Consider the following 13149-nt stretch of genomic DNA (forward strand, 5'->3'; position numbering starts at 1 on the left):
TGGCCGCGCGCGCCCGCGCACTGCGTTGATGGTTCGCTCGCAAGCTCGCTCACGGGGCCACCTCACCAGTTCGGTGGCCGCGCGCGCCCGCGCACTGCGTTGATGGTTCGCTCGCAAGCTCGCTCACGGGGCCACCTCACCAGTTCGGTGGCCGCGCGCGCCCGCGCACTGTGCCGATCGTTCGCTCGCAAGCTCGCTCACCGAGGGCCGTCCGCGGGCGCGCTCCAGGCGAACACCGTGCGGTGCAGCCATTCCAGCCCGGAGTTCGCGCCGAACCCGATGAGCCCGGCCAGCACGGTGCCTGCGAGGACCTGGTCCATCTGCGACCCGCCGCTGCTCGCCGCCAGGATGAACTGCCCGAGCCCGATGGCGCCGCCCGCGAACAGTTCCGTGCTCACCACCACGGCAAGCGAGATCGCGAACGACAACCGCACGCCGGTAAGCACGAACGGTGCGGCGCTCGGTAGCGCTACCCGCGTCAAGACAGCGAGCCTGCCTGTGCCGAACGCGCGGGCGGTCTCCACGTGCAGTGGGTCGATCTCGTCGAGGGCGTACATGGTGTTGAACAGGATCGGCCAGAGCGCGCCGTAGACCGCGAGGGTGACCTTGGTGTCCGGCCCGGTGCCGAAGGTCAGCAGCGCCAGCGGGATCAGCGCGACGGACGGGATCGGCCGCAGGAACTCCACGATCGTCATCGTCGCCCGGCGCACCGGCGGGAGGCTGCCCAGGACGAGTCCGGCGGGCACCGCGATCAGCACCGCGATGCCCAGCGCGAGCACCGTGGCCGCGACCGTGGCCACGACCGCGCGCAGGAACTCCGGGTCGCCGAGCAGGCGCACCAGGGTCGGGAACACCACGCTCGGCGGACGCAGGTACCGGGCGGGGACCAGGTCGCCCCGGCTCGCCGCTTCCCAGACCGCGAAGAGGCAGGCCAGGCCGATCAGGCTCGCGGGAACTCGCGGTGTGCGCACGCCTTCGCTCAGCGGTTGCCGGTCACTTGCCCAGGTTGGGGATCATGGTGGACACGTCGAGGTGGCCCTTGATCACGCCGAAGTCCTTCATCAGGTTGGCCACCCGCTGGATGCGGTTGGCCTCCAGCGACGTCGAGTAGGTGGAGATGGTGACGAGCTGGGCGGTCTGCGGGTCGATCTTGGCGTACTTGACGAACATGGGCTCGATCTTGGCCCGGTCGGTGGCCTCAGCCTGCGCCTTGGCCAGGGCGCGCTGGAACGCGGCCATCGTGTTCGGGCTGGTGGTGGCGAACTTGCCCGCGCCGCCGACGGCGATGTAGCCGGACATCGGGATCTCCGCGGTCGGGCCGGTCGCGGCGTCGAACACCGGGGTCGCGCCGAGCTGCTTCATCGCGGTGGTCACCCAGGGTTCCACCAGGACCGCGCCGTCGACCTCGCCGCGCTCCATGGCCGGGATCATCTCCGGGAAGGGCAGTTCGACCCACCTGATGGTGGAGGTGTCGACGTCGAGGGTCTTGAGGACCGACATCGGGGCCAGGTCGGTGAAGCTGTGGCGGGCGGTGATGGCGATCCGCTTGCCGGGGGCGTCGGTCGGCTTGCGGAACGAGGATTTCGGCGGGGCGACGACGACTATGTGGCCCTGCTTCGCGCTGAGCGCGTCGGCGACGATCTTGAACTCGGCGAGCTGCTGGCTCTGCGCGAGCAGCGGGGCCGGGTAGGCGGCGAAGGCGATGTCGAGGTCGCCGTTGAGGATGCCGTTGATGCTGGTCTGGCCGGAGGCCATGACGACGGGCTCGACGTCGAGGCCCTGCTCCTTGAAGTACCCCTGCTCGATGGCCAGGTAGAACGGGGCGACGTCGACCACGGGCAGCACGCCCACCTTGATCTTCGTCTTCTCCACCCCGCCCGCTCCCTGGCCGGAGCCGGACCCCTCGTCGTCCCCGCCGAGCAGCCCGCATCCGCTCACGGTGGCGAGCACCGTGACGGCGAGCGCCGCGAGCGGCAGGCGGCCGAGGAAGGACCGCCGGGTGGTAACGCTTCGGAGCATTGGAGCCTCTCCTCGTCGGAGCTGGTCGTGGTCAGCTGCTCGTTGTCAGCCGGTCGTTGTCGCTGCGTTGCCCCCTGGACACCAGGTCGCACTCTAGAGACAGTGGAGTCCATGTCACAATGAGTGCACACAGGATGCCGTGCGGTGAACTCTCTCACTGAATCAGGGGCTCTTGTTGCCCCGTGTGGGGGTATTGTGCAGGAGGTCAGGCCGTGTTTCCACGGCCCGTAGCGAAACGGGACGACAGGGCTCGATGAGTCATCCATCCGGGCGGGGTAGCCGGAGCTGGGCCTCCGCGCAGGGTCACGTCACCATTGTGGTGTCCGGGTCAACCATTTGACACTGCGTGTGACTATGCCCTGGAAGGGTTACATCGTGACGTAGACTTCGCTACCTTCTGTGTTCACAGTGAGGCGTAGGCTCATCTGAGTCGCAGGCAGAGCAGAGGCGACTGCTCAGCGCGTTCATGGTGCGCCGCGCCTTCGACTGGGTAGTTGTCCGTTAGAGCTGGCCAACGAGAGTAACGGGCTACTGGCTCAGATGCAGGGAGTGTGCTGGCTGTGCCCGATCACACCGCTGGGGTGTATTCAGGCCCAGGGAAAGACGGTGGTGGCGCCGTGTCGGACCTAGAGGTTGGCGCGGCCGCCAACGCGAAAGCCCCCGGTCGCAAGACCGTCGAGGGCGGCTCGCGATGGCGGCTGCGCAACTGGCGGCTGCGCACCAAGCTGGTCGCCGTCCTGATGGTCCCGATCCTCACCGCCGTCGCCCTCGGCGTGTTCCGCGCCGCCAGCGAGCTCGACCGGGCCGAGACCTTTGACGAGGCCGCCGCCGCCATCACCAACACTCTCGACGTCGTCGCCTTCGTCCACGAGTTGCAGGCCGAGCGGAACATGGTCGTCGCCTTCGTCGCGGGCAACCGCGCGGGCGACGCGGGCCCGATGCAGGGGCAGATCCAGAAGACCAACGCCAGCCTCGCCCGGCTCGGCCAGGCCGTGGAGAACTCCACCGTCGCCACCGGCGGCATCCTCCAGCGGCTCGCCAACCGGCTCAAGGCCATCGAGGCCGTGCGCAACGCCGCCCTGGCCAGCGCCTACCCCGACGTCGGCGTCTACCAGTCCTACACCTCGCTGCTGGAAAGCGTGCTCTCCGCTGGCGCCGAGTTCACCGCGTCGCTCGCCCAGCCCGAGATCGCCCGGCTCGCGGCGGCGTCACTGGCCATCGTGGAGGGCAAGGAGTTCCTCGGCCAGCAGAACTCCATCCTGATGATCGCCGGGGCGCGCAACGCCTTCCCGGCCAGCATGCTGGACGAGGCCCGCGCCGCCGAGGCCAGCTTCAACGCCTCGATCGCCAACTTCCGCGCGAACGCCGACATCCGCGAGAGCCAGTTCTACTCCGACACCTTCAGCGGCGCCCAGGTCGACGACCGGGAGCGCATCATGCGCACCGCGCTCAACCGCGCCGACCGGGGCACCGACCTGGGCATCCCGCAGGACCGGCTGCTCAACGACGCGCAGGTCACCGCCGAGTCACTGCGCAAGGTCGAGATCTTCCTGCTGACCAAGCTGCGCAACCACGCGCTGGAGTCGGCTGGCGAGGCCAAGGGCACCGCGTGGCGCGACGCGCTGATCGTGCTGCTGGCCATCCTGGTCGCGCTCGCGGTCACCTTCGTCGTGTCCCGCTCGCTGCTGGTGCCGCTGCGGGTGCTGCGCCGCGACGCGCTCGACGTGGCGAACCGGCGGCTGCCCGAGACTGTCCAGCGCATCCTCGCCGACCCGGACCCGGTCGAGGCGTCGAAGAACGCCGTCGAGCCGGTCCCGGTGTTCACCCGCGAGGAGACCGGCCAGCTCGCCCGCTCCTTCGACGCCGTGCACGACCAGGCGGTCCGGATGGCGACCGAGCAGGCGCTGCTGCGCGACAACATCAACTCGATCTTCGTCAACCTGTCCCGGCGCAGCCAGACCCTGGTCGAGCGCCAGCTCTCCCTCATCGACCGGCTGGAGCAGGACGAGCAGGACCCCGACCAGCTCGCCAGCCTCTTCGAGCTCGACCACCTGGCGACCCGGATGCGGCGCAACTCCGAGTCGCTGCTGGTCCTCTCCGGCTCCGGGCTGAGCCGCCAGCTCTCCCGCCCGGTGCCCGCGTCCGAGGTCGTCGGAGCCGCGGTGTCCGAGGTCGAGCAGTACGCCCGGATCGAGGTGCTTTCCGCCCCCGAGGTGTCGGTGCAGGGCCGGGCGGTCTCCGACCTGGTCCACCTGATCGCGGAGCTGCTGGACAACGCGACCTCGTTCTCCGAGCCGGAGAAGAAGGTCTACGTGCGGATGGCCGTGACCAGGAAGAAGGAACTGGCCATCCAGATCACCGACTCCGGCGTCGGCATGAGCGACGAGGAGATCGAAAGCGCCAACGCCCGCCTCGCCGACCCGCCCGACCTCGACGTCGCGGTGACCCGGCGGATGGGCCTGTACGTGGTCGCCCGGCTCGCCAAGCGGCACGAGATCAAGGTCCGGCTGCGCGACAACGAGGACATCGAGGGCGGCCTCATCGCCCGCATCACCGTCCCCTCGGCGCTGGTGCAGACCGGCAGCGCGGCCCAGCCGACGAGCATCGTGGCCACCCCCGACTTCGGCGACACCGCGGTCAAGGCCAGCGGTATCGCGGGCGCGTTCAGCGGCGGCGCGGCCAAGTCGCGCTCCGCCGACGGCGGGCTGCTCAGCGAGTCCCAGGTGGACCGCCCGGCCGAAGACGTCGCCGGGTACCCGTCGTTCGACCCGCAGTTCGAGACGCTGTTCGGCGCGGGCGATTTCGGTTCCGGCAACGTCGAGGACACCGGCGGGTGGGGCCCGCCCGCGTCCGCGGAGGAGATCAACGCCCGGCTCAACGGGCACGTCTTCCCGCCGCCCGCGAGCACGGAGAGCCTGTTCGGCGACCCGCTGCCCGAGCCGGAGGACGCCTACGACCCGTCGACCGAGCACACCACGGTCGAGACGCCGCGCAACGGGACCAGCGTCTACACCCCGATCACCCCGCGCGGGGCCGAGCCCGCCCCGCCGGACCGCTCCAGCCTCGACGCCCCCACCGAGCGGCTGCCGATCTACGAGGCCGTGCTCTCCCAGTGGTTCGAGGCGGGCGACACCGGCTCGACCCCGCACCCGACCACCAACGGCGGCGGCAACGGCGCTGGCGCCAAACCCGACCTGGACGAGCGGGCCGGGACCGAAGCCGACCCCGAGGCCGCCGCGGCGACCCCGGACGACGCGACCGTCGTGACCCCCGCCGCCGAGACCGACGCCGCGCCCGCCGACGTGCCGGACCCGATCGCCGCCGCGAAGGCCGACGCCTGGCAGTCGCCGGGCGACGACGGGTGGCAGCGGGCGCGGGCCCTGCTGGACACCTCCGCCGACACGATGACCACCGCGGGCCTGCCCAAGCGCGTCCCCAAGGCGCACCTGGTGCCGGGCTCGGCCGCTCCCCGGGAGGAGTCCGCCGAGAAGAAGGCGGCGCCTCCGCTTCCTCCCCGCACCGCGGACGCCGTCCGCGGCCGCATGTCCAGCTTCCAGCAGGGGGTCCGGCGTGGCCGGCATGCCCTTATCGACGCTTACGCTGGTGACCAGACCGGTTCAGACGAGAGCCGCCTAGACGAGGAGCAGGAGTGACGACCGCGTCAGTACAGCAGCCCGGCAGCTTCGGGTGGCTCATCACCGATTTCGTCCGCCAAGTGCCCGGCGTGGCCCACGCCGTGGTCGTGTCCGCAGACGGGCTGTTGCTCGCGGGCTCCCAGGGCCTGCCCCGCGACCGCGCCGAGCAGCTTTCCGCCGTCGCGTCCGGCCTGGTCAGCCTCACCGCGGGCGCGGCGAGGTGCTTCGAGGCGGGCGGGGTCAACCAGACCGTGGTCGAGATGGACCGCGGCTACCTGTTCCTCATGTCGATCTCCGACGGCTCGTGCCTTGCCGTGCTGGCCGCGCCAAACTGCGACATCGGCCTGGTGGCCTACGAGATGACGTTGCTGGTCGAACGGGTCGGCCAGCAGATGACTCCGGAGCTGCGCGCGCAGCTCCAGGGCGCGCAGCGCCGGTAGCGGCGGTCGAGACGGCGGGGTGAACACACGATGAGCACGGGTCGGCGAGCCACAGGCAGGCGTACTGAGGACGACTTCTCCTATCGGGACCTGTTCGACTCGGACGTCGCGTTCGGTGGCCCGGAGCCGGACCAGCCCCTGGACCAGCAGGATGAGCCTGAGCGGAGGCCGGAGATGTCGGATCGAGGGTGGGAGGATCTGTCCGAGCACGGAGTCGGCGACCCGCCGAACCGGTTCGACATAGACGGGTTCCGCGCGCGGCTGTTCGGCGGCCCCAGCGCGACCCTCTACGGCGACCCCGGCATCCCGGCGCAGTCCGACTGGGACAGCAAGGAGATCCCTGCGGTCGCCGACCTCGAACCGGAGCCGGACCCGGACGACCTCGCCCCGCACGAGACCGGTTCCCTGGTCCGCCCGTACACCAAGACCGGCGGACGCACCCGGTCGGAGTACGATCTTGCGATTGAGGCGCTGGTCTCCACCAGCGACCGGGGCAGGCTTCCCGACGCCGCGATCCGTCCCGAGCACCGGTCCATCTGCGGCCTGTGCCTCGACGCCCGTTCCGTCGCCGAGGTGGCCGCGCACCTGCGGCTGCCGCTGGGCGTGGCCCGGGTGCTCATCGGCGACATGGCGGGCATGGGATTGGTCTCGATCCACCAGAGCGGCATGGTCGTGGGCGACCGGCCATCGATCGAATTCATGGAAAGGGTGCTCAGTGGGCTCCGCAGGCTCTAGTCCCCTCAGCGCGCGCGGTGGCGCTTCCCCGCAGCCGACCACCTCGGCCAAGATCGTGGTGGCGGGCGGTTTCGGAGTGGGCAAGACGACCCTGGTCGGCTCTGTCTCGGAAATCGTCCCGCTGACCACCGAGGCCGTCATGACGGAGGCCAGCGTCGACGTAGACGACCTGTCCTCGACCCCGAACAAGGTCACCACCACGGTCGCGATGGACTTCGGCCGCGTGTCCCTGGACTCCGACCTGATCCTGTACCTGTTCGGCACCCCCGGCCAGCACCGCTTCTGGTTCATGTGGGACGACCTGGTGCGCGGCGCCATCGGCGCGATCGTCCTGGTCGACACCCGCCGCCTGGCGGACGCGTTCGCCTCCATCGACTTCTTCGAGGACCGCGGCCTGCCCTACGTCATCGCCCTGAACTGCTTCGACCGCGTCCTACACCACCGCATCGACGACGTCCGCGACGCGCTGACCGTCGAGCCGACAGTCCCGATCGTCACCACCGACGCCCGCGACCGCGACTCCACCAAGGAAACCCTCATCACCCTGGTCGAGCACGCCATGCACCAGCGCATGTCCCGCGCGGTCTAAGAAACGCGGTTCTTCGACGCTCCAGGCCGAACTCTTCAGCCTGGAGCGTCGCGCTGTCCGGTGTGGGATTGGCACGCGGGCAGGATCATTACAATGGCTCGGTTGAGGCATCCGTGAGGGGGCTGGGGATGGCGAAGGCCCAAGGGGGGCGTGCGGAGTGGGAGTGGCAGCAGCGCGCGATCAAGCGGGAGATCGAGCGGGAGCGCAAAGAGGCGGAACGGGCGCGCGTCGCTGAGGAAAAGGAGCGGAAGCGACTGCACGCCGAGGCGCGGGCCGCGGAAGTGGAAGAGCGGAACCGGACGCTCGCGGCGCGGGTCACCGACCTGGAAGAGTTGTTGCGTGGGCAGTTGGACCGGTCCGCCCGGATCGATCTGACGGCCCAGCGGGTGCGGCCCGAGGTCGCACCCCTTGATCTCGGGCCGGATGCGGTCGCGGTGCGGCCTCCGGCATGGGAGCAGTTCGCTCCCCGCCCTCCTGGTGTGCTGGCGCGGGCTTTCCGCGGATCGGCCCGCCACGAACGCGATGTCGCGGCGGCGAAAGCCGGTTTCGAGCACGCTGTGCGTGCCGCTGAGCGACAAGAGGCCGAACGTCAGGAGAGGGTCGCGGCCGCACAGCGTGCGCATGCTGCCCGGGTGGCCGAGGCCGAGGCTGCGGCACGCGAGAAGAACGCGGCGATCGCCGCTCAGGCCCGGGGCTTGGCCGAGCGCAGGAAAGACGACGTCGAGTCGTACCTGCGGCAGGTGCTTGAGCGGGTGCCATTGCCCGAGGGCTTCCCGCATTCAGCCGAAGTGACCTTCAACCCGCGGACCGAGCAGGCCATCGTACGCGTTGCCTTGCCGAGTCGTGAGGTTGTGCCGACCGTGGCGGCGTACAAGTACTTGCCGACCAGGGACGAGGTGCGCAGCACCACGCGCGCGAAGGGCGAAATGGCGGCGCTGTATCGCGCGGTGGTTAGCCAGATGGCGCTGCTCTGCGTTCGAGACCTCTTCGACAGCGATCCGGCGTTGCTCACGGTGGGCTTCAACGGGCACGTGCATGCGATAAACCCGGCCACTGGTGAACAGGAATACCCCTGCATCATCAGCCTCAACGTGGACCGTGCCGAGTTCCCACGCGACGCCAACCTGCGGAACGTCACGCCCGAGAAGTGCGTTCATAACCTCAAGGCGATTGTCTCCGGCCATCCCTACGAGCTGGAACCGATCGAACCCATCCTCGACTTCGATTTGAGCAGGTACTCCTTTGTCGACGGGTTCGACGCCGTCGCCACCTTGGACTCGCGTCCGGACCTGATGGACATGTCTCCGCGCAACTTCGAGCACTTGGTGAAGCAACTGTTCGAAGCGCAAGGCGCCGAGGGATGGAAGACCACCGACAGCAATGACGACGGCGTCGATGCGGTCATCGTGCAGCGCAAGGCGCTTATGGGCGGCTTGAGCATCATCCAGGCGAAGCGCTATAGCAGAGTGGTCGGCGTGAGCCATATCCGGGAGCTCGCCGGAACGATGGAGGAGAAGAAGGCGGGCTGGGGGATTCTTGTGACCACGTCGTGGTTCACCAAGGGCTGCTGGGAGAAAGCGCGGGAACACGGCCGGATGGAACTGATCGACGGGGCCCGGTTGACCTTTCTGATAAAGGAGTACCTGGGTAAAGACGTTCTCATCGGCATCCCCGACCGTCCGAAATCCCAGACGGACGGCTGAACGGCGTTATCCGGCTAGCCTTCGACCAAGGCGGCGCTGGTGATGCGGTGCAGGGGGAGCCTGCGGATCTCGGCGCTGGCGGGGTCGCGGCCTTCGAGGATGCCGCCGCCGACGCGGAGGGGTTCGAGCACGCGTTGGCTGGCCACGCCGTGGGCGTCGACTAGGCCGACCCAGACGCTTTTGTGGTTTCGGGCGGCTTCTTGGAGTAGGGCCATCGTTTCCGCGGTGTTGGCGCCCGCGCCCGCTGTGGCGGTGACGGTGCGGCCGCGGCGGGTGTCGGCGGCTCGGTCGCCCGCGCGGATGGCGCGGACCATGTCGGCGATCTGGTCGTCGTCCGGGGGGCGGGTGGCGGTGCGGCGGACGGCCCGCGGGGGGACCTGGACGCGGCGGCCCGCGGGGCGTAGGTCGACCACTTGGCCGTCGGAGCCCTCCGCTGCCGGGGCGAAGCCCGCGGCGCGGAGCTCGTCCAGGATTTCCAGGAGCGGGAACGGGCTCACCAGCACCGTGGGGGCGATCTTGCGCAGTTGCAGCGTCGCCGCCGCGGGGTGGGCGGCGACTTCGGCGATCAGCGCGGGGTCGTCGCAGCGCAGGAACGCGGTGGCCGCGCCGCCGCGGAGGCGGCCGTGGCGGCGGGCGACGTCGTCGATCAGGTATTCCAGGGACTGCGGGACCGGGGTGCGGGAGCGGGTGCGGAACAGCTCGTGCAGGTCGCCCGCGGTGCGCCCGGCGTCCAGCGCCCGGCGGATCGAGGTCTCGCTCACCCGGTAGACCGTGGCGCTGCCCGCGGACTCGACGTCGGCGACCTCGTTGACCAGCGCGGCCAGGTGCGGCTCCAGCGGGCCGGGCGCGACCACGGTCAGGTCCGCCTGCACCAGCACGTGGTCGATCGGCTCCGGCATGGCCTCGGCCATCCGCTTCGCCGCGGCGGCGGCGCCCTCGTCCAGCAGCGCGCGCCCGGGGCCGCTGAGCGCGCCCAGCGCCACCACGCCCAGCGCGGTCGCCTCGGTGAGCGTCCAGCGCACGATCTCGTCGCGCAGCCGCCCGCCGCGCCGGGGCGCGCGCCAGGCCAGCACGGCGGCCAGTTCGTCGGGCTCGGCGATCCCGGCGCCCGGCTTGAGGTTGGCCAGCACCCGCAGCACCCTGGCCCGCTCCAGCGGCGCGACCGGGCGGCGCAGGTCCTCCGACAGCGGGGCCAGCAGCCGGTCCTTGGCGTCGCGCAGCCCGCCGAGGCCGGGCAGCCGGGGCAGGTCCAGCCAGGCCGAGGCGAGCGTGGCCCACTGGTTCGCCTGCGTCGCGGTCAGCCACACGTCCGCGTGATTCGTCGGCACCCATTCGGGGGTGGCGGCCTCGTTGTCGGCCACCAGGGACGCGGCGACGGCGAGTTCCACGATCAGCGTGGCCTCGCGTTCGCTGATCTCCATGGCCCGGGTCAGCTTGCGCAGGTCGCGCACGCCGAAGCCGCCCGCCTTGAGCACCGGCGGCGGCTCGGCCGACCACAGGCGCAGCAGGGTTTCGGTGTGCCGCAGGATTTCCAGCGTCGCGCCAGCCGCCGTGGCGTCCACAGTGGACGGTTTGTGCGCCTTGGTGCGCAACGGCGGCTCGGTGATCGTCACCGTGCCGGTGGGGCCCGTCCCGCGCAGGGTGAGGCCGACCTGGCGCGGCAGCTCCACCGTCTCGGCGTCCACCCGCATCAACAGGCCGCGCGCCAACAGCCGCTGAACCGGGGTTTTGGCTTCGGCCAACGGAAGCACCACCGCCGCGTCCTTGGTCTTGCCCACCGGCTGGCCGTGCGCGAGCGTCGTCAGCACCTTGCGCTCGTCGTCGGGCAGGTCCGTCAGCAGGGCGGGGACGTCGACCCAGTCCAGCGCGGGCGACGGCCTGCCCAGGCCGGTCGGGAACAGCCCGCCCGCCTCCCGGGCCGATGGCACGAGCGCGACCGCGTCGTCCGGGCCCCAGGCGACCGCCAGTTCGCGCAGCCGGTCCACCGCGGCCCGCACCCGATCGGCGGGCACGTCGTCACCCAGGTGGGTCGCGGCCTGGGCGAGGTCGGCTGGCTTGCGGTCGGCGTTCGCGGCGAGCAGCGCGTCGAGGACGGCCAGGGTGAAGGTGTCCAGGCCCTCGGCGACTCGGGCGACCGAGGCCCGCGTCGCCGCGCGGGTGGCCAGGACGGTGGTGTCCGGCGGGCGGGGCGTGGCCAGGTCGGGGCGGGCGCGCAGCACCGCGGCCAGCGTCTCGTCGTCCTGGGCGCGGAGCCAGTCGGTGAGCGTGGGGCTGGACACCCTGACCACGGTATACGGCGCGGCTGTCCGGTAACCTCGGTAGTCGCCGAAGACGGTGTTCTTGGCCAGTTTTTCGTGACCGAAGTTCGTGGCACTAGGAGGACCAGTGGCGAAGGCCGCCAAGCGCGATCGGATCGACCCCAGTTGGGCGGGGGACGACGACAACGGCTCGCACCCGGTCACCGAGCTCACCTCGGACCGCCAGGGGGCGCTCTCGCCGTTCGGCGACATCACGTTCCCGCTGGAGACCGTGCCTTACCAGCACCCGGTCACCGAGATCAATAGGTAGGTCTAGGCTGCTCCCGTTTCCAGACGTGACCGTCCACACGGGAGAGATCGCCCATGCCTGTCCCCGGCCCCGGCTATTCCATCACCGTCCGGGTCGAAGCGCCGCCGTCGGCTAGCGCCGCGGGGGACCTGACCAGCGCGGTCGGCCGGGTCGGCGGGGTCATCACCGCGTTCGACGTGGTCGAGTCGCACAGCGACCGCGTGGTGGTCGACATCACTTGCAACGCGGTGTCGGCCGATCACGCCCGCGACATCACCGACGCGCTGGAGGCGCTGCCGGGCGTCGCGGTCCGCAAGGTGTCCGACCGCACGTTCCTCATGCACCTCGGCGGCAAGATCGAGGTCACCGCCAAGGTCGCCCTGCGCAACCGCGACGACCTCTCCCGCGCCTACACCCCCGGCGTGGCGCGCATCTGCCAGGCGATCGCCGAGAACCCCGACGACGCGCGCCGCCTCACCATCAAGCGCAACACCGTCGCGGTCGTCACCGACGGCTCGGCCGTGCTCGGCCTGGGCAACCTGGGGCCAGCGGCGGCGCTGCCGGTCATGGAGGGCAAGGCGGCGCTGTTCAAGAAGTTCGCTGGCGTCGACGCGTGGCCGGTGTGCCTCGACACCCAGGACACCGAGGAGATCATCCGCGCGGTCGAGCTGATCGCGCCGGTCTACGGCGGCATCAACCTGGAGGACATCGCCGCGCCACGCTGCTTCGAGATCGAGCGGCGGCTGCGCGACCTGCTCGACATCCCGGTCTTCCACGACGACCAGCACGGCACCGCGATCTGCGTGGTGGCCGCGCTGCGCAACGCGCTTCGGGTGGTGGGCAAGGACATCGCGGACTGCCGCGTCGTGGTGTGCGGGGTCGGCGCGGCTGGGTCGGCGATCATCCGGCTGCTGTTGCTGCGCGAGCCGGGCGACGTGCTGGCCGTCGACGTCGACGGCATCGTCCACCCCGACCGCGGCGACATCGATGACAACCTGTGCTGGGTCGCGCGCAACACCAACCGGGACAAGATGACCGGCGGCCTGCACGACGCGCTCGTCGGCGCGGACGTGTTCATCGGCGTCTCGGCCCCCAACCTGTTCGGCGCGGACCAGGTCGCCACCATGGCCCCGGGTGCGATCGTGTTCGCCCTGGCCAACCCGGACCCCGAGATCGACCCGCTGGAGGCGCAGAAGCACGCCGCGGTCGTCGCCACCGGCCGCTCGGACTACCCGAACCAGATCAACAACGTGCTCGCCTTCCCCGGTGTCTTCCGCGGCCTGCTCGACGCCCAGGCCCACGGCATCACCGACGCCATGCTGCTCGCCGCGGCCGACGCGCTGGCCGACATCGTCGACGGCGACCGGCTCAACGCCTCGTTCATCGTGCCCAGCGTGTTCGACGCGGCCGTGGCGCCAGCGGTGGCCGACGCGGTGCGCAAGGCGGCGGGGACGGCGCACTCGGGCTGAGACGGGTGGGCC

At 70.8% G+C, this 13149-nt stretch carries 10 protein-coding genes; 7 read left to right on the forward strand and 3 right to left on the reverse strand.

Features of this window, described 5'->3' with window-relative positions; genetic code table 11:
• Positions 1-197: 197 nt before the first annotated feature.
• Together ACZ6SD_RS25095 and ACZ6SD_RS25100 are read right to left on the reverse strand one after the other, a co-directional pair.
• Positions 198-971, reverse strand: coding sequence for an ABC transporter permease (locus ACZ6SD_RS25095; RefSeq protein WP_465319436.1), 774 nt, complete (start codon positions 969-971; stop codon positions 198-200).
• A gap of 22 nt (positions 972-993) precedes the next feature.
• Positions 994-2019: an ABC transporter substrate-binding protein gene (locus ACZ6SD_RS25100; RefSeq protein ID WP_465319437.1), complete on the reverse strand. Its 1026-nt coding sequence runs from the start codon at positions 2017-2019 to the stop codon at positions 994-996.
• Positions 2020-2636: 617 nt separating this feature from the next.
• On the opposite strand from ACZ6SD_RS25100, the gene ACZ6SD_RS25105 reads away from it, so the two are divergent.
• From ACZ6SD_RS25105 to ACZ6SD_RS25125, 5 genes are all read left to right on the forward strand, one after another.
• A complete protein-coding gene (locus ACZ6SD_RS25105) occupies positions 2637-5672 on the forward strand; it encodes a sensor histidine kinase (protein WP_465319438.1) in 3036 nt (1011 codons plus the stop codon).
• Positions 5669-6094, forward strand: coding sequence for a roadblock/LC7 domain-containing protein (locus ACZ6SD_RS25110; protein WP_018682546.1), 426 nt, complete (start codon positions 5669-5671; stop codon positions 6092-6094). Before ACZ6SD_RS25105 ends, ACZ6SD_RS25110 begins: the two co-directional genes overlap by 4 nt.
• Positions 6095-6124: 30 nt before the next feature.
• On the forward strand, positions 6125-6829 hold the full coding sequence (locus tag ACZ6SD_RS25115; protein WP_091452742.1) for a DUF742 domain-containing protein: 705 nt from the start codon (positions 6125-6127) through the stop codon (positions 6827-6829).
• A complete protein-coding gene (locus ACZ6SD_RS25120; protein WP_091452744.1) occupies positions 6810-7418 on the forward strand; it encodes a GTP-binding protein in 609 nt (202 codons plus the stop codon). The genes ACZ6SD_RS25115 and ACZ6SD_RS25120 overlap by 20 nt, the downstream gene beginning before the upstream one ends.
• A gap of 128 nt (positions 7419-7546) precedes the next feature.
• On the forward strand, positions 7547-9121 hold the full coding sequence (locus tag ACZ6SD_RS25125; protein ID WP_465319439.1) for a restriction endonuclease: 1575 nt from the start codon (positions 7547-7549) through the stop codon (positions 9119-9121).
• A gap of 14 nt (positions 9122-9135) precedes the next feature.
• Here ACZ6SD_RS25125 and ACZ6SD_RS25130 read toward each other — a convergent pair whose 3' ends face one another.
• Positions 9136-11400, reverse strand: coding sequence for a helicase-associated domain-containing protein (locus ACZ6SD_RS25130; protein ID WP_465319440.1), 2265 nt, complete (start codon positions 11398-11400; stop codon positions 9136-9138).
• Positions 11401-11506: 106 nt separating this feature from the next.
• Between ACZ6SD_RS25130 and ACZ6SD_RS25135 the strand changes: the two genes are divergently transcribed.
• On the forward strand, positions 11507-11689 hold the full coding sequence (locus tag ACZ6SD_RS25135; RefSeq protein ID WP_465319441.1) for a hypothetical protein: 183 nt from the start codon (positions 11507-11509) through the stop codon (positions 11687-11689).
• A 53-nt stretch (positions 11690-11742) separates the two neighbouring features.
• Complete coding sequence (locus ACZ6SD_RS25140) at positions 11743-13137, forward strand: NAD-dependent malic enzyme (RefSeq protein ID WP_465319442.1); 1395 nt, start codon at positions 11743-11745, stop codon at positions 13135-13137.
• Positions 13138-13149: the final 12 nt, after the last annotated feature.

It is taken from the genome of Actinokineospora sp. NPDC051303 (genome assembly GCF_055586285.1).